This is a genomic window from Streptomyces sp. NBC_00358 (assembly GCF_036099295.1).
GTDB lineage: Bacteria > Actinomycetota > Actinomycetes > Streptomycetales > Streptomycetaceae > Streptomyces.
This window is the reverse complement of sequence record NZ_CP107976.1, coordinates 2,232,101-2,254,913: the sequence shown is the minus strand read 5'-3', so window position 1 is coordinate 2,254,913 and position 22,813 is coordinate 2,232,101. Positions and strand designations below refer to the sequence as shown.

Here is a 22,813-nt window from a genome sequence, read left to right as displayed (position 1 = left end):
GACCCGCTCGGACTGGCCCCCTGCCTGAAAGGCAGATGGGCGGACAAGGCTGATTTCTCGAGCCAGAAGGTGATGAGTAAGAAGTTCCATGCGCACGCGAAAGACTTCCTGGACAACCCCGGAAACCTCAATGGGGCCAATCTCAAGGCATTCGAGAAAGCGATGCAGGAGCACATGACGGCTCCCGGCACCAAGATCTTCCGGTACAGCTACCGTAAACAAGGGCAGGCGGTAGGTTTCATCGATCCGCAGTCACTCAAGATGGTCATGCTCCGCACGGACGGCAGATTCTGGTCGGCCTTCCAGTTGAACAAGAACCAGTTCGCGGACATCGTGCGGCGGGGGTTCCTGTGGTGAACGAAACAGAGCGACAGCACATGAACGACAACAGACTGGTCAACCTCGTCCTCTCCGGACCGCGATCCTTCAAGCCCGAGTGGATCGCGGAGGGCGGCAAGCAGGTCGTGCCGCTGCCCTCCCACGCACGCATGGACGAGCACCTGGCGAGCCGGTTCAGCGCAGGATCCAGGCGAACGGGCCACACCTATGTCATCGCGAGTCGCCTGAGCGATGCCGCCGCCGGACGGCCGGAGATCGAGATCCCTTCGACTCAAGAGCGCATCCTCCAGCAGGTCCCGTGGCGGGACGAGAGCTTTGTGCTCGCCCCTCCCGACCTCTCCGGCGCGCTGCTCGTGACGAACGACGGCTATTCCTTGATCGGTGGAACCCGCGACTTCCTCAGGCACAGCGTCCCCGAAGGGGTCGATCAGGCGATCGTCGACTTCAAGCGGTACGCGAAACGCACCGGCCCCGGCCATCCGGCGCTGTCCGACGTCTCGAACGCGTTCCAGCCACGCGAGGTGGCGTGGGCGTCGAAGAGGGACGTCGCGGCCGGATCCGCCACCGCGGAACAAGTGTGGCTCATGGAGTCCTTCGCAGCCGGCCGGATCAGCGCGGAGGAGTTCGCGCGGTCATGGCTGGCCGCTCGACGCCGGGCCCTGGATCTGCGCGAACGTTTGCGAGAACCCTTTTCCAGGGTTCTGGACCAGGTCTTCTACGCACTCGACGACTACGTCATCGATCCAGGGCTCCGAGATGCGGACGACATGACCAACGAAGAACTCCAGGCGATCGTCCGTGACCACCTGTCCGAACTCCGGTCCCTCGACCGCCGCGGAGCCTCCTGATCGGTTCTGCTGAAGGAGGCTGCCGATCGGCTCGGGACAAGCCTCCAGCGGACCGCGAGCGAATGTAGGCGACGATCGCTGTTCCGAAGACACAGGACAAGGAGGAGCGGAGGGCGCGAATGCTGGAGGCGGGAAAGTCTGTTGTTACCGTGGCTCGGTGGCTCGGGCACTCTTCGCCCGCGATCACCCCCGGTCACTGTGCTCACTTCATGCCAGAGGCCGGAAGCAAGGGCCGGACGGTCATGGCCGGACTGCTGGGAAGGCAGGGGGATCTGCGTGTCGGTCGAAACTCCCCAGAGTCTCCCCAGGGCCGACCATGGGAAAATCTCGTTGTTCGGCACCTCCGGGGCCGATCGTGGATTGCAAGGTTGAAGGGGTAGGTGGCCTGGGGAAATGCTGAGAGATGTCACCGTGACCCGCTATGTCGCGCCCCTGCACTCAGGCGGCTCCGTCCCCGGAATCGTCGAGGCCGACGACCTGGGGACCTACGTCGTGAAGTTCACCGGTGCCGCCCAGGGGCACAAGGCGCTGGTCGCCGAGATCATCGTCGGTGAGCTGGCACGCGCCCTCGGGCTGCGGTTCCCGGAGCTGGTCCTCGTCCACTTCGACCCGGCCGTCGGCGGGCACGAGCCCCATCCGGAGGTCCAGGACCTGCTGCGGGCCAGCGCCGGGCTCAACCTCGGCATGGACCATCTTCCGGGCGCGAAGGACTTCACCCCGGAGATCGCGAGGACGTTCCCCGTCGACCCGCTGGAGGCGGGCCGGGTGATCTGGCTGGACGCCCTCACGGTCAACGTGGACCGCACCGTGCACAGCTCGAACCTGATGATCTGGCCCACCCTCGGCGTCGCGCCGCCGCGCCTGTGGCTGATCGACCACGGCGCGGCCCTCGTCTTCCACCACCGCTGGGACGCCTCCTCGCCGGAGAAGGCGTACGACTTCAGGAGCCACGCGCTCGGCGGCCACCACCCGGACACCCGCGCGGCCGACGCCGAACTCGCCCCCCTGGTCACCGAGGAACTGCTGCGCGCGATCCTGGCCGAGGTCCCCGACGCCTGGCTCAGGGACGAGCCCGGCTTCCCGGGCCCCGACGCCGTCCGTGAGGCGTACGTCGGTTATCTCCTCGCCCGGGTCCGGGCCTCCGCGGCCTGGCTCCCCACGGACTTCCCGACCCGCGAGCAGCTCGCCGCCGAGGACGCCGACCGCGCGGAGCGGACCCGGCGGGGGCGGCCGGACTGGCTCAAGAAAGTCCCTGACCTGCACGGCAAACCGGCGGCTGAACAGGATTGGTCGGTGCATCTCGGATGACGGACGTCCAGCGGGTCCAGATCGAGTACTGCACCCAGTGCCGCTGGCTGCCCCGCGCGGCCTGGCTGGCGCAGGAACTGCTCACCACCTTCGAGGCGGAGCTCGACGAGCTGTCGCTGAAGCCCGGAACCGGCGGGGTCTTCGTCGTCCGGGTCAACGACGAGGTGATCTGGGACCGCCGCGAGCAGGGCTTCCCCGAGCCCACGGCGGTCAAGCGCCTGGTACGCGACCGAGTGGCCCCGGACAGGTCCCTGGGCCACTCGGACGGACCGGCGGACTGAGACCGGGGCGGGGCCGCCCCCGCCCCCGCCGGCGCGCCCCGCCGCCCTCTCAGCCGGTCAGCTGCTCATAGGCGGGCAGTGTCAGGAAGTCCGCGTAGTCCTCGTCCAGCGCGACCTTCAGGAGCAGGTCGTGCGCCTGCTGCCAGCGGCCCGCCGTGAAGGCCTCCTCGCCGATCTCGGCGCGGATGTCCGCGAGTTCCCGCGCGGCGATCTCCCGGGCCAGCTCCGGGGTGGCCGCCACGGTTTCGCCGTCGTGCTCGAAGACGACACCCGCGTTGATCCACTGCCAGATCTGCGAGCGCGAGATCTCCGCGGTGGCGGCGTCCTCCATGAGGTTGAAGATGGCGACCGCGCCGAGCCCGCGCAGCCAGGCCTCGATGTAGCGGATGCCGACCTGCACGGCGTTGACCAGACCGTCGTACGTCGGCCGGGCGTCCAGCGAGTCGACGGCGATGAGGTCGCCGGGCGCCACCGACACGTCCTCGCGCAGCCGCTCCTTCTGGTTGGGCCGGTCGCCGAGGACGGCGTCGAAGGAGGCCATCGCGATCGGGACGAGGTCGGGGTGGGCCACCCACGATCCGTCGAAGCCGTCGCCCGCCTCACGGTCCTTGTCGGCCTTCACCTTCTCGAAGGCGACCTTGTTGACCTCCTCGTCGCGGCGCGAGGGGATGAACGCGGCCATGCCGCCGATGGCGTGGGCACCGCGCTTGTGACAGGTGCGGACGAGGAGTTCGGTGTACGCGCGCATGAACGGAGCCGTCATCGTCACGGCGTTGCGGTCCGGCAGCACGAACTTGGCCCCGCCGTCACGGAAGTTCTTGACGATGGAGAACAGGTAGTCCCAGCGGCCCGCGTTCAACCCGGCCGCGTGGTCGCGGAGTTCGTAGAGGATCTCGTCCATCTCGTACGCGGCCGTGATCGTCTCGATCAAGACGGTCGCGCGGACCGTGCCCTGCGGGATGCCGACGTAGTCCTGCGCGAAGACGAACACGTCGTTCCACAGGCGGGCTTCGAGGTGCGACTCCGTCTTCGGCAGGTAGAAGTACGGGCCCTTGCCGAGGTCGAGCAGCCGCTGGGCGTTGTGGAAGAAGTACAGGCCGAAGTCGACCAGCGCGCCGGGCACGGCCGTGCCGTCGGCGGCGACGAGGTGGCGCTCGCTCAGGTGCCAGCCACGCGGACGCATCACGACCGTCGCGAGCTCGCCGTCCGGCCTCAGGGCGTACGACTTGCCGGACGCCGGGTCGGTGAAGTCGATGCGGCGGGCGTAGGCGTCGGTCAGGTTCAGCTGACCGGTGACCACGTTCTCCCAGGTGGGCGCCGAGGCGTCCTCGAAGTCCGCGAGCCAGACCCTGGCGCCCGAGTTGAGGGCGTTGATGGTCATCTTGCGGTCGGTGGGGCCGGTGATCTCGACCCGGCGGTCGTTCAGCGCGGCCGGGGCGGGGGCCACCCGCCAGGAGTCGTCCGCGCGGATCGCGGCGGTCTCCGGGAGGAAGTCGAGCGCGGAGGTGCGGGCGATCTCGGCGCGGCGCTCCGCGCGGCGGGCGAGGAGCTCGTCCCGCCGGGGCGTGAACCGGCTGTGCAGCTCGGCCACGAAGGCGAGGGCCGCGTCGGTGAGGACCTCCTCCTGCCGGGGCAGGGGCTCGGCGTCGACGATGGCCAGCGGGGACGGCGCTGGTGCGGACATGAGCTGTCACTTCCTTCAGCGAGCTGTGTACGGGCGAGCCGCGTACGGGCGAACGGTGGACGGGCGGACCTCGTGCGGGCGGGCCGCACAGCGGTCGTGCGAGCCGACCAGGCGCGGTGTCACCGTGCCTGGCACCCGGTGCCGTGGTGTGCGAGGACGCCGCCGAGCGCCCTCGACTCGAAGAGGCGCTTCTGAACAGTGGATACTAATTTCCTCATGGTGGAAGTTCAATCGTTTGTTGACGTCGAGATTCTCCGGGTCGACAGAAGGTGGCGCTCGGTGCCACACCGTTCACTCAAGGTGGATCAGGTCGGCCTCCGTGTCGATGTCATAGGCCTTCGCCACATCCCCGCACTCGACGAGGGTGACCGTGTCCTCGTGGGCCCTCAGATAGGCGCGGGCGCCCCGGTCGCCGGTGGCGGTCGCCGCGATCCCGGCCCAGTGACCGGCCCCGAAGAGGACCGGGTGGCCGCGTTCCCCCTCGTAGGCCGCGGCGGCGAGCGTCAGGGGGGAGTCGTACGCGGCGAGCACCCGGGCCACCGCCTCCCGGCCGATCCCCGGCTGGTCGACCAGCGACACCAGCGCGGCCCGCGCCCCCGAGTCCGCCAGCGAGTCGAGCCCCGCGCGCAGCGATGAGCCCATGCCCTCCTCCCACCGCGGGTTGTCCACGAGCACGCACCCGGCCAGCGACGCCTGATCCCGTACGTCCTCGGCCCGCGCGCCGAGGACGACATGGACACGGGCGCAGCCGCCCGCGCGCAACACCCCGATCGCGTGTTCGACGAGGGGGCGTCCCCGGTGGGGCAGGAGCGCCTTGGGGCGGCCCCCGAGACGCCGGCCGCCTCCGGCCGCCAGCAGCAGCCCGGCCACCTCGTCCTTGATATCCGTCATGTCCCTTGCATACCCGACCGGGCCGGAGCACGCTCCGGAACCCGGGCCGTCACCGCGGTGTCCCGGGGCTGAATTTCGGTCCGCGCTGTGGCGCCCGGCGCACCGGGTGGCGTTTACTGGCCCGCGTCCCCAGGCGCCCGACCACCGCCCGCGGGGAGTTCGGGCCGACGTGAGGCCGACGCGAGGGGGACCGACGCAGAACGGCGCGCGAGGGGGAGAGCTGTGTTGCGGAGCTTGGGGCAGAGGCCAGTGACCGGCAGCGACGAGGATCCGAGGGTGGCGGGACTACGCACCGCCGTCTCCCGGCTGCGCCGTGAACTCGCCGCGCATCCGGCCGAGTTCCCCGACCGGGGCATCGCCGAGGACGAACTCGCGGTCCTCGCCGCGATGGCCGCCGGAGGCACTCCCGAGATCCCCCGGCTGCGGCGTTCGCTCCTCCTGGTCGCGGGCGCGATCGGCTCGGTGAGCGCCCTGGCGACCCGCCTCGCGGACGTCCGCAGCGCGGTCGAACTCTTCGGGGAACCCCCGCGCCGCAGCGGCGGGTAGGCGCGTCCGGGAACTCCGGGCCAGGAGCGCCGGTGACCCCGGCCGGGCCCTCGGAGCCCGGGGAACCTAGCCGTGTCTGCGGATCACGCCCCGCTCGGTGGCCGCCGCCACCGCCGAGGTGCGGGAGTCCACACCCAACTTCGCGTAGATGTGCACCAGATGGGACTTCACGGTCGCCTGGCTCAGGAACAGCTTCTTGCTGATCTGCTGGTTCGAGAGACCGTCCTTGACCAGTTCGAGGACCTCCAGTTCGCGACGGCTGAGGGCGGCGGCGGGGGTCCGCATCCGGTCCATGAGGCGGTCGGCGACCTTCGGGGCGAGCGCCGAGTGACCCGACGCGGCGGTGCGCACGGCGGCGGAGAGTTCCTCGGGCGGCGCGTCCTTGAGGAGGTAGCCGGAGGCGCCCGCCTCGACCGCGGCGAGGATGTCCGCGTCGGTGTCGTACGTGGTGAGGACGAGGACCCGGGGCGCGCCGGGGCGTGCCGTGATGACCGCGGTGGCCTCCGCTCCGTGCATCCCGGCACCGAACTGGAGGTCCATGAGGACGACGTCCACGCCTCCCGCCCCGGCGCGCTCCACCGCGGCCTCCGCCGTCGGCGCCTCCGCGACGATCTCGAAGTCGGGCTCCGCGGACAGCACGGCGCGCAGTCCGGCCCGGACGACGGGATGGTCGTCCGCGAGCAGCAGGCGGATCGTCATCCGCGGCTCCCCACGGCGTACGGCGGCCCGAGCGGGGCGCGGTCGGCGGACGATCCCTCCGGGGGCGGCTCCCCAATGACGGGGGGCTCCCCGGTGACGAGGGGCTCCCCGGTGGCGAGCGGCTCCCCGGTGACGGGCAGCGGCAGTGTGACCGCCACGGCCGTGCCCTGTCCGGGCGCCGACTCGACGGTGAACGTCCCGCCCAGCGACTCCGCCCGCGAGCGCATCGCGGGAAGACCGAAGCCCCCCTCCGCGTGGCCCGGCTCCGCCCGCTCCCCGTCCTGCCGTACGCCCCCGGGGGTGAAGCCGGCACCGTCGTCGACCACGTCCAGGGCGACCGAGGTGTCCATGAAGCTGAGCGTGATCTCCACGCGGTCGGCTCTCGCGTGGCGCAGCGTGTTGCCGAGCGCCGACTGCGCGATCCGCAGCAGGGCCACCTCGTACGGGGTCGGGAGCCCGGCCGGCGGGCCGCTCACCGAGAAGCGGACGACCGGCGCGTCCACGGCGGCCGACCGGCACAGCCGCTCCAGCGCGGCGGCCAGCGAGCCGTGTTCCAGATCGGGAGGGGTGAGGGCGCGGACGAAGCGGCGGGCCTCGGCGAGGTTGTCCTGGGCGGTCGCGCGGGCCTGCTCCAGATGCGGCGCGGCCGGGGAGTCCGCGGGCAGCAGGCGCTGGGCGGCGCGCAGCAGGAGCTGGATGCTGGACAGGCCCTGGGCGAGCGTGTCGTGGATCTCGCGGGCGAGCCGCTCCCGCTCGGCGAGCGTGCCCGCGGCGCGTTCGGCCTCGGCCAGCTCGGCGCGGGCGGCGATCAGCTCCTCGATGAGCTCACGGCGGCGCTCGCTCTCCCGGTACAGCGCCTCGTACCCGAGGACCGTGGCGACCGCGACCGCCGCCCCGAGCAGCGGTCCTATGAAGGCGCCGGGGGTGAGGGGCGCGCCGTGCGCCACGAAGCTCGCGATGGCGGCCCCGGCGGTCAGGGCGACCGCGGGCAAACTCCAGCGCACCGGCAGCAGGTGCAACTGCAGGAAGTAGAGCGGGAACGCCACCCACAGTCCGTCCGGCGAGAGCGTGACCAGCACCAGCCAGCTCGCGCTCAGGGCGGCCACCCACAGCGCGGCCGCACGCCGTGAGCGGTGCACCGCCGGGCCGACCGCCCCGGCCACGAGTACCGCGCCGGTCACGAGCACCGACAGGACGACCGCCGTCGGGTGCCCGCTCTCCCCGGAACGGAGGGCGGCCAGCAGGAGCAGCCCCGCGAGCAGGACGTACAGACACAGGCGCAGGGTGGCGACGACGGGGGAGTGGCAGCGGACATTCATGGTCGTTCCAGGGTAGGCGGGTCAGGGCAGGCACCGGTCAACCGAAAGGTTGAAAGCGGACTGCCCCCTTCGACGGCGCGGCCCGTGTCTCCCGTCCGGGGGCCGTCGTTCCTCCGGTGCCGCCGGGTCCGTCTCCGGACGACTCGGGCACCCTCCTTCCGGTCCGGGTGAACCATGCCTCGGCGCGATGCCCAGGACACGGCCCGGACCGCAGGGTGGGGGCATGTTCGTCGCATGGAGAGATCTACGGTTCGCCAAGGGCCGGTTCACCCTCATGGGAGCCGTGGTCGTACTGATCACGCTGCTCGTGGGGCTGCTGTCCGGGCTGACCGCCGGGCTCGCCGAGGAGAACACCTCGGCGGTCACCGCCCTGCCCGCCGACCACCTGGCCTTCGCCGCGCCCCCCACGGGGCAGTCGGTGTCCTTCACCGGCTCGGAGCTGCCCGCCGGAGCCCCCGCGACCTGGGACGGCAGGCCCGGCGTCACCTCGGCCGAGCCGATCGGCATCCACACCCTGAACGCGTCCGCCGGGAACCGTACGGCCGCGGTGTCCACGTTCGCCGTGCGGCCCGGTTCCGGGATCGCCCCGGCCGGAGTCGCCCCGGGCCGCGCCGTGCTGTCCGAGAAGGCCGCCGCCGCGCTGGGGGTCGAGCCCGGGGACCGGGTGCGGCTCGGCGGCACCGAGCTGACCGTGGCGGCCGTGGCGGGGCACGCCTTGTACAGCCACACCCCCGTCGTGTGGACCGGCCTCTCCGGACCCGCGACGGTGATCGCGCTGCGGACCCGCGGCGCCGATCTCGCGGCCGCCGACCGCCTGGCCGGCACGAAGACCCTCACCAGGGACGACGCCCTCACCGCCATCGGTTCCTACCGGGCCGAGAACGGCTCGCTCCAGCTCATGCGCGGCTTCCTCTTCGTCATCTCGGCGCTCGTCATAGGGGCGTTCTTCACGGTCTGGACGATCCAGCGGTCGTCCGACATCGCCGTCCTGAAGGCTCTGGGCGCCTCCACGCCGTATCTGCTGCGCGACGCGCTCGGCCAGGCGGTGCTCATGCTCGCCGCCGGCACGCTGCTCGGTACCGGGCTCGCCGCCGGAGCGGGCGCCCTCGTGCGGGGCGGCGACGTGCCCTTCGTGCTGGACGGGCCGACCGTGCTGGGACCCGCCGCCGTGATGATCGCCCTCGGCGCGCTCGGCGCGGGCCTGTCCGTCCGGCGGATCACCGCGGTCGACCCGCTGACCGCGCTGGGAAGTGCCCGTTGAGGGCGCCCGGGACTGCCCGATGAAGGTGCCGGGAGCGCCCGGCGACGGCGCCCGGACGAGCCCGACCGACCCACGAGAGAGTGCCCCATGAGCCTGACGCTCGACGACATCACCCTGACCTACCCGGACGGCGACGGCCGGCTGACCGCACTCGACCGTGTCGGTCTGCGCGTACCCGCCGGAACCATGACGGCCGTCGTCGGCCCCTCGGGATCCGGGAAGTCCAGCCTCCTCGCGGTCGCGGCGACGCTGGTCGGCCCGGACCGCGGGCGGGTTCTCGTCGGCGGTACGGAGACGGGGACGCTGACCCCGGCCGAGCGGGCCGTGCTGCGGCGGCGCGAGATCGGGATCGTGTTCCAGCAGCCGAACCTGCTGCCCTCACTGACCGCGCTGGAGCAGCTCCAGGTGATGGGCCACCTGGACGGACGTCGCCAAGTGACAGGCAGGGCAAGGGAATTGCTCGCGGCGGTCGGACTCGGTGAGCTGGCGCACCGGCGTCCCCATCAGCTCTCCGGCGGCCAGCGGCAGCGGGTGAACATCGCCCGGGCGTTGGTCAACGAGCCCTCGGTGCTCCTGGTGGACGAGCCGACCAGCGCCCTCGACCACGAACGCGGCACGGCGGTGCTCGACCTGCTGGTACGGCTCACCCGTGAACGCGCCACGGCGACCGTCCTGGTGACACACGACCGCGCCCACCTCGGCGAGGCGGACGCGGTACGGGAGATGGCGGACGGGCGCCTCACCGCCCCCGTCGGCGCCTCCGGCCCGAACTGAGCGGACCGGCTCCGGGGCGGGCCGCTGTGGGCCGGGCCGGGCTGTTCCGGGCCGGGGTGAACAGGCTCGCTCCGAGCCGGGCCGGGCCGGGCGGAATCCGCCCAGCCCGGAGAGCGGGCCGGCGCTGAGCCGGTCGGGTCAGTTGGTGCCCGGACCCGAGCTGGCCAGCGCCTCCGACAGTTCGGCCGCGACCTGCTGGAGCATCGGCACGATCTTCTCGGTGGCGGCCTCGGTGACCCGTCCGGCCGGGCCGGAGATCGAGATCGCGGCGGCGGTCGGGGAGTCGGGCACGGAGACGGCCAGACAGCGGACGCCGATCTCCTGCTCGTTGTCGTCGACGGCGTAGCCGGTCCGGCGCACCTCGTCGAGCGCGGCGAGGAACCCGTCCGGCGTGGTGATCGTCTTCTCCGTCGCGGCGGGCATCCCGGTACGGGAGAGCAGCGCCCGCACCTCGTCGTCCGGGGTGTGGGCCAGCAGCGCCTTGCCGACGCCGGTGGAGTGCGGCAGCACCCGGCGGCCCACCTCGGTGAACATGCGCATCGAGTGCTTGGACGGCACCTGGGCGACGTACACGATCTCGTCCCCGTCGAGCAGTGCCATGTTCGCGGTCTCGCCGGTCTCCTCGACCAGACGCGCCAGATACGGGCGGGCCCAGGTGCCGAGCAGCCGGCTGGCGGACTCGCCGAGGCGGATCAGACGGGGACCGAGCGCGTATCTGCGGTTGGCCTGCTGGCGTACGTATCCGCACGCCACCAAGGTGCGCATCAACCGGTGGATGGTGGGCAGCGGCAGCCCGCTGCTCGCGGAGAGCTCGCTCAGGCCGACCTCGCCCCCGGCGTCCGCCATGCGCTCCAGCAGGTCGAAGGCGCGCTCGAGGGACTGGACGCCGCCACTGGGAGCGGATGACTTGGCGGCGTCGGTGGTGCTGGCGCTGGACGGCGGCACGGCGGCGGTCCTTTCGGGGCGCGGAATCGAGAGGGGTGATCCGAAGTGTCTCGAAGGGTGCGGCGGGTGGCGGGCGGGCAGAGACGCAGCCTACCCGGCAGTCGATCGACTCCCCGGTGGTGCGATGCCACATTCTGCTTTACGGAATTCTACTTTCATGTTGTGGAAACATCCAGGGCCGAGCAGGTGCAGGACGGAAGTCGGCCGAGCCGGGGCGAGGTGGGGAGGGGAACCCTTGACGGAGCGGGGGTCGGAGTGAAGACTCTTCAACAGAAAGTTGAATTCCGTTACGCGGAAGTAAACCGGCGTCAACGGGAGCCGACGGCGGAGAGAGGGGTCCGGGTGTCCGATGTCGAACTGTTGCTGCGCTCGACGCGCGTCATCACTCCCGAGGGGACGCGCGCCGCTTCGGTCGCGGTCGCCGCGGGGAAGATCACGGCCGTACTGCCGCACGACGCCGGGGTTCCGCCCGGCGCCCGGTTCGAGGACTTCGGCGACGACGTCCTGCTGCCCGGCCTCGTCGACACCCACGTCCATGTGAACGATCCCGGCCGCACCGAGTGGGAGGGCTTCTGGACCGCGACACGCGCCGCTGCCGCCGGTGGCATCACCACCCTGATCGACATGCCGCTCAACTCCCTCCCTCCTACGACGACGGTCGGCAACCTCCGTAAGAAGACGGACGTCGCCCGTTCCAAGGCGCACATCGACGTCGGCTTCTGGGGCGGCGCGCTCCCCGGCAACGTGAAGGACCTGCGGCCCCTGCACGAGGCGGGCGTCTTCGGGTTCAAGGCGTTCCTGTCACCCTCCGGGGTCGACGAGTTCCCCGAACTGGACCAGGAGCAGCTCGCCCGGTCCCTCGCCGAGATCGCCGGCTTCGGCGGCCTGCTGATCGTGCACGCCGAGGACCCGCACCACCTGGCCGCCGCCCCGCAGAGGGGCGGCCGGAAGTACGCCGACTTCCTCGCCTCGCGCCCGCGCGACGCCGAGGACACCGCCATCGAGAGCCTGGTCGCGCAGGCCAGGCGTCTCGACGCGCGCGTGCACGTGCTGCATCTGTCGTCGAGCGACGCCCTCCCGCTGATCGCCGCCGCGAAGGCGGACGGCGTCCGGCTCACGGTGGAGACCTGCCCGCACTACCTCACCCTCACCGCCGAGGAAGTCCCGGACGGCGCGAGCGAGTTCAAGTGCTGCCCGCCCATCCGCGAGGCCGCCAACCAGGACCTGCTGTGGCAGGCGCTGGCCGACGGCACGATCGACTGCGTGGTCACCGACCACTCGCCGTCGACCGCCGACCTCAAGACGGACGACTTCGCGACCGCGTGGGGCGGCATCTCCGGCCTCCAGCTGAGCCTGTCCGCCGTCTGGACCGAGGCCAGGCGGCGCGGCCACGGCCTGGAGGACGTGGTCCGCTGGATGTCCACCCGCACCGCCGAACTGGCCGGCCTCGGCGACCGGAAGGGAGCCATCGAGGCGGGCCGTGACGCCGACTTCGCGGTGCTGGCCCCGGACGAGACCTTCACCGTCGACCCCGCAGCCCTCCAGCACCGCAACCGGGTGACGGCCTACGCGGGCAGGACCCTCAGCGGCGTGGTGAAGTCGACCTGGCTGCGCGGCCGACGCATCGTCGCCGAGGGCGAGTTCACCGAGCCCGCCGGACACCTCCTGACCCGCCACGGCTGAACCCGCCACCGCCTCCCGCCCGATCCGTACCGCTCCGGACGACCCCTTCCCGCCGTCCCTTCCCGCCCCCGTTCCCCACCACCGATTTCCCTCTCCGATCCGTCTCGCTCGCGGATCCCCCTCCTCACCTGGATACGGATCGCCGGCTCCCGCCCCGATCCGTACGCCGACCGCCGCACCGCACTCCGGCACCCGCACCTCGTCCACACCCGCAACGGCCGACCCCGAAAGGCAGATCGATCATCGTGACGGCGCAGCGCCCACCCGTTCCGGCCACCTTCACCGGAGACGCGAACCCCTACGCAGGCGGCGACCCGTACGCCGACTACCGCACCGCCGACTTCCCCTTCACCCGGTACGCCAACCTGGCCGACCGGCAGCTCGGCGCCGGGGTCGTCGCGGCCAACGACGAGTTCTTCGCCGAGCGCGAGAACCTCCTCGTGCCCGGGGCCGCCGAGTTCGACCCCGAGCACTTCGGGCACAAGGGGAAGATCATGGACGGCTGGGAGACCCGGCGCCGCCGTGGCGCCTCGGCCGGGCACCCGTGGCCGACCGCCGAGGACCACGACTGGGCCCTGGTACGCCTCGGTGCCCCCGGCGTGGTCCGCGGGATCGTCGTCGACACGGCCCACTTCCGCGGCAACTACCCGCGGGAGGTGTCGGTCGAGGGCGCGTCGGTGCCCGGATCCCCGTCCCCCGACGAACTTCTCGCGGACGACGTGAAGTGGACGGCGCTGGTACCGCGCACACAGGTCGGCGGTCACGCGGCCAACGGGTTCGCCGTCTCCATCGAGGAGCGCTTCACCCATCTGCGCGTCAACCAGCACCCCGACGGGGGCATCGCACGGCTGCGTGTCCATGGCGAGGTCGTGCCGGACCCGCGCTGGCTGACCGTCCTCGGTACCTTCGACGTGGTCGCCCTGGAGAACGGCGGACAGGTCGAGGACGCTTCCGACCGCTTCTACTCGCCCGCCACCAACACCATCCAGCCGGGCCGCTCCCGTCAGATGGACGACGGCTGGGAGACCCGCCGGCGCCGCGACCACGGCAACGACTGGATCCGCTACCGGCTCGTCGCCCAGTCCGAGATCCGGGCCGTCGAGATCGACACGGCGTACCTCAAGGGCAACAGCGCCGGATGGGCCTCCGTGTCGGTGCGGAACGGCGGCGAGGCAGGGGAGGGCGACGCGGGGGAGTGGACGGAGGTCCTGCCCCGCACCCGCCTGCAGCCCGACACCAACCACCGCTTCACCCTGGACGCACCCGTCGCGGCCACCCACGCGCGCGTGGACATCTTCCCGGACGGGGGCATCTCCCGCCTGCGCCTGTACGGCTCCCTGACCGAGGAGGGCGCGTCAGGACTGAGGGCCCGCCACCTGGAACTGGGCGGCTGACTCCCGCCTCCACCGCTCGGCGTCGTCCCGCGTCGGCAGGGGCGCCGGACGTCACCCGGAGGGCTGGAACTCTTTGCTCCACCTCCCGCGTTCTTCCGGCGTGACTCTTCAGCAAGAAATCGTCGGCACCGCCATGCAGATGGCGGTCGTCAACCTGCGCCTCGGACAGACCGTGTACTGCGAAGCGGGAAAGTTCCTGTTCAAGACGACCAACGTGACCATGGAGACGCGGCTCTCCGGGCCGTCGGGCGGCGGGGGCGGTGGTCAGCAGGGCGGCGGTGGCATGGGCGGCATGCTGCGCCAGGCCGTGGGCACCGCCATGCAGGCCGGCCAGCGCGCCCTCGCGGGCGAGTCGCTGGCGTTCCAGTACTTCACGTCCACGGGCGGCGAGGGCACCGTCGGGTTCGCCGGTGTGCTGCCCGGCGAGATGCGCGCCCTGGAGCTCGACGGCACGCGCGCGTGGTTCGCCGAGAAGGACGCCTTCGTGGCGGCGGAGTCGACCGTCCAGTTCGGCATCGCCTTCCAGGGCGGCCGGACCGGGCGCAGCGGCGGCGAGGGATTCGTCCTGGAGAAGTTCACCGGCCACGGCACGGTGATCATCGCGGGCGCGGGCAACTTCATCGACCTGAACCCGGCCGACTTCGGCGGCCGCATCGAGGTCGACACGGGCTGTGTGGTCGCCTTCGAGGAGGGCATCCAGTACGGCGTCCAGCGCATCGGCGGCCTCAACCGGCAGGGGCTGATGAACGCGGTCTTCGGCGGCGAGGGCCTGTCGCTCGCCACGCTGGAGGGGAACGGGCGGGTGATCCTGCAGTCCCTCACCATCGAGAGCCTCGCCAACGCCCTGAGAAAGGCCCAGGGCGGCGACAAGCAGGGCCCGACGGGCGGGCTCTTCTCAACCAACGAGGGCTGAGCCGCAGGCCGGTCCGGCCAATCCGGCTGGTCCCGCTAATCCGGCTGGTTCGCTAATCCGGTCGGTCCGGCCACTCCGACTGGTTCCGCCACTCCGGCCGGTCCGGCTAATCCGGCCGGTACCGCCAATCCGGCTGGTCCGGCCGAGCCGACGTGCGACGGTGGGCGCACCGCTGACCGACGCGTGCCGAAGCTGTCACGCAAGCGCCGGACGCGGGCCGGTGACGCCGTCCCGGATCCGCCGGACGCGTGTCGGTCGCTCCGCCCCGGATCCGCCTGAAGAGTGCTGGTGGCTCCGCCCCGGATCCGCCGGACGGCTGCCGGTCGACTCCGTCGTGGGACCGACCGATGAGTTGCGGGCGCCGCTGGGGTCTGCCCTGATGACAGCAGACCCCACCGCAAGAAGGCAGGCACCGCCATGGGCAAGCTCACCCTCACCGCTTTCGTCACGCTCGATGGAGTCCACCAGGCCCCGGGCGGTCCGGAGGAGGACCGAAGCGGCGGCTTCGGGCACGGCGGCTGGAGCGTCCCCTACGGCGACGACGACTTCGGCCGCTTCGTCACCGACGGTTTCTCCCGCGTGGACGCCTTTCTGCTGGGCAGGCGCACCTACGAGATCTTCGCGGGCTACTGGCCGAAGATCACCGACCCGGAGAACCTGATCGCGTCCAAGCTCAACTCCCTGCCCAAGTACGTCCCTTCCTCGACGCTCACGGAGCCCGCCTGGGAGGGCACGACCGTGCTCACCGGAGACCTCGGCAAGGAGGTCGCCGCGATCAAGGAGCGCACCGAGGGCGAGGTCCAGGTCCACGGCAGTGCCGTGCTCGCCCAGTCCCTGTTCGCGCTCGGCCTGGTCGACACCCTGCATCTGATGACCTTCCCCGTCGTGCTCGGCGAGGGCCGACGCCTCTTCGCCGAGGGCGCCGCACCCACCGCGTTCCGGCACACCGGCGGTCTGACCACCGGCGCGGGCGTCGCCATCCACACGTACGAGCGCGAAGGCCGCCCCACGTACGGCAGTTACTAGCCGCGTCGCCCCGGTTCGTCGTCCCCGCCCCTGCCCGTCGTCCCGAGCCGGGCGGCCGGGGCGACGGGCCCGGTGGGCGGTGTGCCGGTGTCAGCGGGGCCGCGCGAGTGCGCCGCGCACGAGGTTAACTCCCGGAAAATTCATCGGACTCGGCGGGAGAAATCAACGTCCTTGACATTGACATGACACGCTCTACGCGCGTCATTCTAGGTCCATGAGATTCCCCCCACGTACCACTCGTATCGGTGCCCTCGTGGCCCTCATGTCCGCCCTGCTCGTCGGTGGCGCCGCCGTGGCTCCGGCCGACGCGGCGGCGACCGCCGTCGGCAGCATCTGCTACAGCGCGCTGCCGTCCCAGGCGTACGACACGCTGGACCTGATCGACTCGGGAGGCCCTTTCCCGTACTCGCAGGACGGCGTGGTCTTCCAGAACCGGGAGGGTGTCCTGCCCTCCCAGTCCACCGGCTACTACCACGAGTACACGGTCATCACGCCCGGCTCCTCGACGCGCGGTGCCCGTCGCATCGTGACCGGCAAGAAGACCCTGGAGGACTACTACACCTCGGACCACTACGTCACGTTCAACCTGATCAACTTCGGTTGCTGATCAGCGTGTGACCGGCGGTTCCGGAGCGTTCCGCCGTGCTCCACCGTGTTCCACCGTGCGCCACCTTCGGGATCCGTTTCCCGGAACGACCCTCGCCCCGCGGCCCCCCCACCACATCGGCCGCGGGGCGAGGTGCGTCCGGACCGACGTCACCCGCGGTGCCGCGTCGACCGCACCGAACGCCGGGGCGTGGGCCGGGACACCTCCGTCCTGACGGCGTCGCTGCGCGCCGTGCTCTGCGTGGTCGACCGGGCGGGCCGACTCCGCGACGGGCGAGGGAACTCCGCCGGCCCGCGCCCGACGAAAGTCTGAAGCGGTGCGACTTTGGTCGGGGATCCGGCTCGCGGGGAGGTGGCGGCAGGTCGGGCTGCGTAGATTTGTCGACCGTGAGTGGTGACAAGCCGGCGTCCGTGCCGCGTGACGAGCCGGCGTCGGCCCTGCCGGGCCGGCGCTGGCTGCTGCCGTCGGCCGTGGCCGCGGAACTCGACCCCGACGCCGACCGTGCGGCGCCCTCCGGACGGCCGCGGCGCACCCTGCGCGACTGGGTCGTCGACTTCGGCTGCTTCCTGCTGGCCGTCGCCATCGGTCTGCTGGCCGCCAACACCGTGACCGACGACCCGGACATCCCGCACGGTCTCGCCGTCGCCGACCAGGCGCTCGGCGCGCTCGCCTGTGCCGCGGTCTGGCTGCGGCGGCGATGGCCGCTCGGGCTCGCCGTCGCCATGATCCCGGTCGGGCTGGTCTCGAACACGGCGGGCGGCGCGGGCCTGGTCGCCCTCTTCACCCTCGCCGTGCACCGGCCCTTCCGGTACGTGGCCTGCGTCGCCGGTGTCCAGCTCGCGCTTCTCCCGGCGTTCTTCTGGCTGCGGCCCGACCCCGACCTGCCGTACCTCGCCGCCCTCGCCGTCACCGCGCTGCTCACCTCCGCCGTCGTCGGCTGGGGCATGTTCGTCCGGTCCAAGCGCCAGCTCATGCTGAGCCTGCGGGACCGCGCGCGGCGGGCCGAGACCGAGGCGGCACTGCGAGCCGAGCAGGCGCAGCGGCTCGCCCGTGAGGCCATCGCGCGGGAGATGCACGACGTGCTTGCGCACCGGCTCACACTGCTGAGCGTGCACGCGGGGGCGCTGGAGTTCCGGCCCGACGCGCCCCGGGAGGAGGTCGCCCGTGCCGCCGGGGTCATCCGGGAGAGCGCGCACGAGGCACTGCAGGACCTGCGCGAGATCATCGGGGTGCTGCGGGCCGGGGACTCCGACGACGCGGGTCGGCCGCAGCCGACCCTCGCCGCGCTCGACGGGCTGGTCGCCGAGTCGCGCTCCGCCGGCATGAAGGTCGTCCTCGACAACCGGGTCGCCGACCCGGCCGCGGTACCCGCCTCCGTGGGCCGCACGGCGTACCGCATCGCCCAGGAAGGGCTGACCAACGCCCGCAAGCACGCGCCGGGCGCGGAGGTCACGGTGACGGTGCGGGGAGTCGCCGGAGAGGGCCTGACCGTGACCGTCGCCAACCCCGCGCCGCCGGGTCAGGTGCCCAAGGTCCCCGGCTCCGGGCAGGGGCTGATCGGGCTGACGGAGCGGGCGACGCTGGCGGGAGGGCGGCTGGAGCACGGGGCCGTGGGGGACGGGGCGGCGGGGGACGGGGGGTTCCGGATTCGGGCGTGGTTGCCGTGGGGTGGCTGAACGTTCGCGGGAGCGGGACGGGACACGGCCCGTCCGGCGGTCGAGGAGCGGGGCCCGGCGCGGAGCCGGCCCAGGGTTCCGACCGGGGTCCGGTGCGGAGCCCCGGGCCCCGCTCGGACGGGGGCGGGGAACTGGTTGGGTGGGGTGCATGACTGCGATTCGACTGCTGCTCGTCGACGACGATCCCTTGGTGAGAGCGGGGCTGGCTCTCATGCTGGGCGGCGCGGAGGACGTCGAGATCGTCGGCGAGGCCGCGGACGGCGGCGCGGTGGAGGAACTCGTCGACCGCACCCGCCCCGACGTCGTCCTGATGGACATCAGGATGCCGGTCGTCGACGGACTGACCGCCACCGCACGGCTGCGCGGACGGGAGAAGGCGCCCCAGGTCGTGGTCCTGACGACCTTTCACGCCGATGAACAGGTGCTGAGCGCTCTGCGCGCGGGCGCGGCCGGCTTCGTCCTCAAGGACACGCCTCCCGCGGAGATCCTCGCTGCGGTACGCCGGGTCGCGGCCGGGGACCCGGTGCTGTCGCCCACCGTCACGCGTCAGTTGATGGCGCACGCCGCGGGTTCGGCCCTCGACACCCGCAGATCCGGAGCGCGTTCACGGATGGCCGTCCTGAACGAGCGCGAGCGCGAGGTCGCCGTCGCGGTCGGGCGCGGCGGTTCGAACGCGGAGATCGCCGCCCAACTGTTCATGAGCATCGCCACGGTCAAGACCCACGTCTCCCGCATCCTCGCCAAGCTCGACCTCAACAACCGGGTGCAGATCGCCTTGTTGACGTACGACGCCGGACTGCTGGAGGAGGACGGGCACTGATCGGGGCCCTCGCGCGTTCGACCGGTGACGCGGTAACGGGAGGGGATGTCGTGATCGATCTGGGTGAGTACGGAGAGCGGTTCACCGAGAACCCGCATCCGGTCTACGCCGAGTTGCGCGCACTCGGTCCTGTGCACCGGGTGCGGCTGCCGCCGCCGGACGCGTCGCACGAGACCTGGCTCGTCGTCGGGTACGAGGAGGCGCGGGCCGCGCTCGCCGACCCGCGCCTGGCCAAGGACGCCGACAAGATCGGCATCACCTTCTACGGCGAGGAGATGATCGGCAAGCATCTGCTGGTCGCCGACCCGCCGCAGCACACCCGGTTACGGACGCTGATCGCGGGAGAGTTCACCGGCCGCCGGGTCGCGGCACTGCGCCCGCGGATCCAGGAGATCACCGACGAGCTGATCGACGCGATGCTGCCGCGCGGACACGCCGACCTCGTCGAGTCCTTCGCCTATCCGCTCCCGCTGACCGTCATCTGCGAGCTGCTCGGGGTGCCCGAGCCGGACCGGGCCGCCTTCCGCGCGCTGTCCGTGGAGACGGTGGCGCCCACCGACTCCGGGACCGAGTACCAGGCCTTTGTCCAACTGTCCGCCTACCTCGGCGACTTGATCGAGGACAAGCGGTGCGCGGGTCCCACGGACGACCTGCTCAGCGGTCTGATCCGCACCACCGCGGAGGACGGTGACCGCCTCTCGCCGAGGGAGTTGCGCGGCATGGCGTTCCTGCTCCTGGTCGCCGGGCACGAGACGACGGTCAATCTCGTCTCCGGCGCGGTCCGGGCCCTGCTCACCCACCCCGGCCAACTCGCCGCGGTGCGCGCCGACATGACGCTCCTCGACGGGGTCATCGAGGAGACGCTCCGCTACGAGGGGCCGGTGGAGAACGCGACCTTCCGCTACGCCGCGGAGCCGCTCGACATCGGTGGCACGGCGATCGCGTCAGGGGAAGAGGTGATGATCGGCCTCACCGCGGCCGACCGCGACGGAGCGCGCTATCCGGCACCCGACCGGTTCGACATCGGGCGCGAGACCCGCGGTCATCTCGCCTTCGGGCACGGTATCCACTACTGCCTGGGAGCGCCGCTGGCCCGGCTCGAAGCACGGGTGGCGCTCCGCTCCCTGCTGGAGCGGTGCCCGGACCTGGCGCTCGACGGACCTCCGAGCGGCTGGCTGCCCGGCATGCTGATGCGAGGCGTGCGCCGTATGCCGGTCCGCTGGTGAACGGCCCGAGTCGGGCCTCCACCGCTTCCTCCCCGGCGGGCCGGGCGACCGACGGCGTTCGAGCACCCGGTCCGGACCGACCTGCCCCGGTCCCACCGCCCGACGTGCCGTCCGCCTGACGTGGTGGCCCTACCGCCCGACGTGCCGCCCACCTGATGTGACGTCGGCTGACGTGGCGGCCCTACTGCTCGACGTAGCGCCCGCCCGACGTGCCGTCCGCCGGACATGGCGGCCGTACCGCCTGATGTGCGCGTACGGCGACCGGCTGCTCGGGGGCGATCGGGAGGGCCCGGCCGCGTGGCCCCCGGACGAGGGACCGCGCGGCCGGGCCCCCGGGCGCGACGCGCGCACCGTCTCAGGCCCGGCCCCCCGGGATCTCCGCCGGTGACACCGGGCGCCGCTCACGCCGGGACAGCTCGCAGGCCTCGGCGATGCGCAGCGCCTCCAGTGCCTCACGCCCGTCGCAGGGGTTGGCGCGTTCGCCGCGGACCACCTCGACGAAGGCGGCGAGCTCCGCCTCGTACGCGGGGCCGAAGCGTTCCAGGAAGCCCGTCCACGGCTTGTCCGCAGGTGGGGGGCCGGCGGGTTCGGTCGAGGCGATCGGCGTCCGGTCGTCCAGGCCGACGGCGATCTGGTCCAGTTCGCCGGAGAGTTCCATGCGGACGTCGTAGCCCGCGCCGTTCACCCGGGTGGCCGTCGCCGTCGCGAGCATGCCGTCGTCGAAGGTGAGGACGGCCGCGCCGGTGTCGATGTCGCCGGCCTCGCGGAACATCGGGGGCCCGGCGTCGGAGCCGGTCGCGTACACCTGGACGACCTCGCGGCCGCTGACCCAGCGCAGCATGTCGAAGTCGTGGATCAGACAGTCGCGGTAGAGCCCGCCGGAAAGGGGGAGGTAGCCGGCCGGGGGCGGCGACTGGTCCGACGTCATCGCGCGTACGGTGTGCAGCCGGCCGAGCCTGCCCGACCGCACCGCCTCACGGGCGGCCGTGTAGCCCACGTCGAAGCGGCGCTGGAAACCCATCTGCAGGACCGTTCCGGCGGCGTCGACCTCCGCGAGCGCGGCCAGCGTGCCCGCCAGGTCGAGGGCTATGGGCTTCTCGCAGAAGACCGGGAGTCCGGAGCGTGCTGCCCGACCGATCAGTTCGGCGTGGGCCGAGGTGGCGGCGGTGATGACCACCGCGTCCACACCCCAGGTGAAGATCTCGTTCACGCCGGGCGCGGCCGTCGCGCCCAGCCGGTCCGCCAGCCGCTGAGCCCGTGCGGGGTCGGCGTCCGTGACGATGAGGGAGCCGCCGACCTCACGGTGACGGCTGAGAGTGGCCGCGTGGAATGTACCGATACGACCCGCTCCGATGAGTCCGATGCGCATGGGAACAAACTGAGGGCCGACCCATCATGCTGTCAATGGTTTGTCCGGACAATCGAACTTCACAACTTCCCGTCAACATCTCCCGGAGCTACGCTCGATCCGTGGCCAAACCAGATGTGGATCCGACCGTGTCGCTCCAGCTCAGCGTCGACCGCAGCAGCCCGGTCCCGCTCTATTTCCAGCTCTCGCAGCAGCTCGAGGCCGCCATCGAGCGCGGAGCGCTGACCCCGGGCAGCCTGCTCGGCAACGAGATCGAGCTCGCCGCACGGCTCGGCCTGTCCCGCCCCACGGTCCGCCAGGCCATCCAGTCCCTCGTCGACAAGGGGCTGCTCGTACGGCGCCGCGGTGTCGGCACCCAGGTCGTGCACAGCCAGGTCAAACGGCCCATGGAACTGAGCAGTCTCTACGACGACCTGGAATCGGCGGGCCAGCGTCCGGCGACCCAGGTGGTCCTCAACACCGTCGAACCGGCGTCCACCGCGGTCGCAGCGGCACTCGGGGTGGCCGAGGGCAGCGAGGTCCACCGTGTCGAGCGGCTCCGTCTCGCGCACGGTGAGCCGATGGCGTACCTCTGCAACTACCTGCCCCCCAAGCTGCTGGACCTCGACAGCGAGCGGATGGAGGCCACCGGCCTGTACCGGCTGATGCGCGGCGCCGGAATCACCCTGCACAGCGCCCGCCAGTCCGTCGGCGCCCGCGCGGCCAGCGAGGAGGAGGGCGAGCGGCTCGGCGAGCCGACCGGGGCCCCCGTGCTCACCATGCAGCGGACCACCTTCGACGACACCGGCCGCGCCGTCGAGTTCGGCACCCACATCTACCGCGCCTCGCGCTACTCCTTCGAGTTCCAGCTCCTCGTACGGCCGTGACCCTGTGCGGCCGCCGCACGGGACGCCGGACCGGGTGTTGTGTTCATCACCCGCGGTCCGCGTCACGCCCGCCTCGTGGGTGATCGTCCCGTCCCGCTGAAGCGCGGCACGATGTCCGGCAGCGGCACCCGGGACGCGATCATGCGGGAAGAGCCGACCCGCCAGTCGGCGGGCGGAAGGCGGCCGGACGGCCCGCGGCACGAGCGGGAGAACCGAGCCGGCCGAGGGGCGCGGAGGGATGACCCGTACGGCCGTGCCGGCCGGCCGGGACAGGCCACGGACGGCTCACGCGTCACACACGTCCCCGCGCTTCCACGGTGCGGCCGCGGTGCGGCGTA

22 protein-coding genes are annotated in these 22,813 nt (G+C 72.1%); 16 read left to right on the top strand and 6 right to left on the bottom strand.

Translation table 11 applies throughout. The features are described from left to right. The first annotated feature begins 72 nt into the window (after window positions 1-72). The 4 genes from OHT01_RS09410 to OHT01_RS09390 all read left to right on the top strand — a co-directional run bounded on the left by OHT01_RS09410 (window position 73) and on the right by OHT01_RS09390 (window position 2,776). Complete coding sequence (locus OHT01_RS09410) at window positions 73-357, top strand: colicin D domain-containing protein (RefSeq protein ID WP_328552672.1); 285 nt, start codon at window positions 73-75, stop codon at window positions 355-357. 20 nt (window positions 358-377) lie between these two features. Next, window positions 378-1,187, top strand: coding sequence for a colicin immunity domain-containing protein (locus OHT01_RS09405; RefSeq protein WP_328552671.1), 810 nt, complete (start codon window positions 378-380; stop codon window positions 1,185-1,187). A gap of 393 nt (window positions 1,188-1,580) precedes the next feature. Beyond that, on the top strand, window positions 1,581-2,495 hold the full coding sequence (locus OHT01_RS09395) for a HipA family kinase (protein ID WP_328552670.1): 915 nt from the start codon (window positions 1,581-1,583) through the stop codon (window positions 2,493-2,495). Then, window positions 2,492-2,776 (top strand): SelT/SelW/SelH family protein, encoded by a 285-nt coding sequence (locus tag OHT01_RS09390; RefSeq protein ID WP_328552669.1) that lies wholly within the window; start codon window positions 2,492-2,494, stop codon window positions 2,774-2,776. Before OHT01_RS09395 ends, OHT01_RS09390 begins: the two co-directional genes overlap by 4 nt. Before the next feature lie 49 nt (window positions 2,777-2,825). Here OHT01_RS09390 and aceB read toward each other — a convergent pair whose 3' ends face one another. Both aceB and OHT01_RS09380 read right to left on the bottom strand, forming a co-directional pair. Then, window positions 2,826-4,460, bottom strand: a complete 1,635-nt coding sequence (gene aceB / locus OHT01_RS09385) for a malate synthase A (RefSeq protein ID WP_328552668.1) — start codon at window positions 4,458-4,460, stop codon at window positions 2,826-2,828. A 291-nt stretch (window positions 4,461-4,751) separates the two neighbouring features. Beyond that, a complete protein-coding gene (locus OHT01_RS09380; RefSeq protein WP_328552667.1) occupies window positions 4,752-5,351 on the bottom strand; it encodes a nucleotidyltransferase family protein in 600 nt (199 codons plus the stop codon). Between the two features lie 222 nt (window positions 5,352-5,573). Between OHT01_RS09380 and OHT01_RS09375 the strand changes: the two genes are divergently transcribed. Then, window positions 5,574-5,897, top strand: coding sequence for a DUF5955 family protein (locus OHT01_RS09375; protein ID WP_328552666.1), 324 nt, complete (start codon window positions 5,574-5,576; stop codon window positions 5,895-5,897). 66 nt (window positions 5,898-5,963) lie between these two features. Here OHT01_RS09375 and OHT01_RS09370 read toward each other — a convergent pair whose 3' ends face one another. Then, window positions 5,964-6,596: a response regulator transcription factor gene (locus tag OHT01_RS09370; protein ID WP_328552665.1), complete on the bottom strand. Its 633-nt coding sequence runs from the start codon at window positions 6,594-6,596 to the stop codon at window positions 5,964-5,966. Continuing rightward, window positions 6,593-7,915 (bottom strand): sensor histidine kinase, encoded by a 1,323-nt coding sequence (locus tag OHT01_RS09365; protein ID WP_328552664.1) that lies wholly within the window; start codon window positions 7,913-7,915, stop codon window positions 6,593-6,595. Before OHT01_RS09365 ends, OHT01_RS09370 begins: the two co-directional genes overlap by 4 nt. Before the next feature lie 223 nt (window positions 7,916-8,138). Between OHT01_RS09365 and OHT01_RS09360 the strand changes: the two genes are divergently transcribed. Then, window positions 8,139-9,176 carry an ABC transporter permease gene (locus OHT01_RS09360; protein WP_328552663.1) on the top strand — a complete coding sequence of 346 codons (1,038 nt, stop codon included), beginning with the start codon at window positions 8,139-8,141 and terminating at the stop codon, window positions 9,174-9,176. An 87-nt stretch (window positions 9,177-9,263) separates the two neighbouring features. Further along, window positions 9,264-9,950, top strand: coding sequence for an ABC transporter ATP-binding protein (locus tag OHT01_RS09355; RefSeq protein WP_328552662.1), 687 nt, complete (start codon window positions 9,264-9,266; stop codon window positions 9,948-9,950). A 138-nt stretch (window positions 9,951-10,088) separates the two neighbouring features. Here OHT01_RS09355 and OHT01_RS09350 read toward each other — a convergent pair whose 3' ends face one another. Further along, window positions 10,089-10,895, bottom strand: coding sequence for an IclR family transcriptional regulator (locus OHT01_RS09350; protein WP_328552661.1), 807 nt, complete (start codon window positions 10,893-10,895; stop codon window positions 10,089-10,091). A 342-nt stretch (window positions 10,896-11,237) separates the two neighbouring features. Between OHT01_RS09350 and allB the strand changes: the two genes are divergently transcribed. From allB to OHT01_RS09310, 8 genes are all read left to right on the top strand, one after another. Next, complete coding sequence (allB, locus tag OHT01_RS09345) at window positions 11,238-12,578, top strand: allantoinase AllB (protein ID WP_328552660.1); 1,341 nt, start codon at window positions 11,238-11,240, stop codon at window positions 12,576-12,578. Window positions 12,579-12,823: 245 nt separating this feature from the next. Further along, window positions 12,824-13,972 carry an allantoicase gene (gene alc, locus OHT01_RS09340; RefSeq protein WP_328552659.1) on the top strand — a complete coding sequence of 383 codons (1,149 nt, stop codon included), beginning with the start codon at window positions 12,824-12,826 and terminating at the stop codon, window positions 13,970-13,972. Between the two features lie 100 nt (window positions 13,973-14,072). Beyond that, complete coding sequence (locus OHT01_RS09335) at window positions 14,073-14,885, top strand: AIM24 family protein (protein ID WP_328552658.1); 813 nt, start codon at window positions 14,073-14,075, stop codon at window positions 14,883-14,885. Window positions 14,886-15,302: 417 nt separating this feature from the next. Then, entirely contained in the window at window positions 15,303-15,911 is a 609-nt protein-coding gene (locus OHT01_RS09330; protein WP_328552657.1) for a dihydrofolate reductase family protein, read from the top strand. Window positions 15,912-16,125: 214 nt separating this feature from the next. Then, complete coding sequence (locus tag OHT01_RS09325) at window positions 16,126-16,518, top strand: ribonuclease (RefSeq protein ID WP_328552656.1); 393 nt, start codon at window positions 16,126-16,128, stop codon at window positions 16,516-16,518. A gap of 386 nt (window positions 16,519-16,904) precedes the next feature. Continuing rightward, the gene (locus OHT01_RS09320) at window positions 16,905-18,194 is read left to right on the top strand and encodes a sensor histidine kinase (RefSeq protein ID WP_443043372.1); all 1,290 of its coding nucleotides are present in this window, start codon (window positions 16,905-16,907) and stop codon (window positions 18,192-18,194) included. Between the two features lie 148 nt (window positions 18,195-18,342). After that, on the top strand, window positions 18,343-19,014 hold the full coding sequence (locus tag OHT01_RS09315; RefSeq protein ID WP_328552654.1) for a response regulator transcription factor: 672 nt from the start codon (window positions 18,343-18,345) through the stop codon (window positions 19,012-19,014). A gap of 50 nt (window positions 19,015-19,064) precedes the next feature. Further along, window positions 19,065-20,240 carry a cytochrome P450 family protein gene (locus tag OHT01_RS09310; protein WP_328552653.1) on the top strand — a complete coding sequence of 392 codons (1,176 nt, stop codon included), beginning with the start codon at window positions 19,065-19,067 and terminating at the stop codon, window positions 20,238-20,240. 355 nt (window positions 20,241-20,595) lie between these two features. On the opposite strand, the gene OHT01_RS09305 is transcribed toward OHT01_RS09310, so the two are convergent. Further along, the gene (locus OHT01_RS09305; RefSeq protein WP_328552652.1) at window positions 20,596-21,609 is read right to left on the bottom strand and encodes a Gfo/Idh/MocA family protein; all 1,014 of its coding nucleotides are present in this window, start codon (window positions 21,607-21,609) and stop codon (window positions 20,596-20,598) included. A 128-nt stretch (window positions 21,610-21,737) separates the two neighbouring features. Here OHT01_RS09305 and OHT01_RS09300 point away from each other — a divergent pair, with 128 nt between their 5' ends. Then, window positions 21,738-22,475, top strand: a complete 738-nt coding sequence (locus tag OHT01_RS09300) for a GntR family transcriptional regulator (RefSeq protein ID WP_328558068.1) — start codon at window positions 21,738-21,740, stop codon at window positions 22,473-22,475. Window positions 22,476-22,813 lie beyond the last annotated feature (338 nt).

Excerpts from the sequence above, each read along its gene's own strand:
- OHT01_RS09330 (WP_328552657.1), top strand. The coding sequence starts at position 15,303 with ATGGGCAAGCTCACCCTCACCGCTTTCGTCACGCTCGATGGAGTCCAC.
- OHT01_RS09370 (WP_328552665.1), bottom strand. The coding sequence starts at position 6,596 with ATGACGATCCGCCTGCTGCTCGCGGACGACCATCCCGTCGTCCGGGCC.
- OHT01_RS09395 (WP_328552670.1), top strand. The coding sequence starts at position 1,581 with ATGCTGAGAGATGTCACCGTGACCCGCTATGTCGCGCCCCTGCACTCA.
- OHT01_RS09305 (WP_328552652.1), bottom strand. The coding sequence starts at position 21,609 with ATGCGCATCGGACTCATCGGAGCGGGTCGTATCGGTACATTCCACGCG.
- OHT01_RS09315 (WP_328552654.1), top strand. The coding sequence starts at position 18,343 with ATGACTGCGATTCGACTGCTGCTCGTCGACGACGATCCCTTGGTGAGA.
- OHT01_RS09380 (WP_328552667.1), bottom strand. The coding sequence starts at position 5,351 with ATGACGGATATCAAGGACGAGGTGGCCGGGCTGCTGCTGGCGGCCGGA.
- aceB (WP_328552668.1), bottom strand. The coding sequence starts at position 4,460 with ATGTCCGCACCAGCGCCGTCCCCGCTGGCCATCGTCGACGCCGAGCCC.
- OHT01_RS09410 (WP_328552672.1), top strand. The coding sequence starts at position 73 with ATGAGTAAGAAGTTCCATGCGCACGCGAAAGACTTCCTGGACAACCCC.
- OHT01_RS09365 (WP_328552664.1), bottom strand. The coding sequence starts at position 7,915 with ATGAATGTCCGCTGCCACTCCCCCGTCGTCGCCACCCTGCGCCTGTGT.
- OHT01_RS09390 (WP_328552669.1), top strand. The coding sequence starts at position 2,492 with ATGACGGACGTCCAGCGGGTCCAGATCGAGTACTGCACCCAGTGCCGC.
- OHT01_RS09355 (WP_328552662.1), top strand. The coding sequence starts at position 9,264 with ATGAGCCTGACGCTCGACGACATCACCCTGACCTACCCGGACGGCGAC.
- OHT01_RS09405 (WP_328552671.1), top strand. The coding sequence starts at position 378 with ATGAACGACAACAGACTGGTCAACCTCGTCCTCTCCGGACCGCGATCC.
- OHT01_RS09360 (WP_328552663.1), top strand. The coding sequence starts at position 8,139 with ATGTTCGTCGCATGGAGAGATCTACGGTTCGCCAAGGGCCGGTTCACC.
- OHT01_RS09325 (WP_328552656.1), top strand. The coding sequence starts at position 16,126 with ATGAGATTCCCCCCACGTACCACTCGTATCGGTGCCCTCGTGGCCCTC.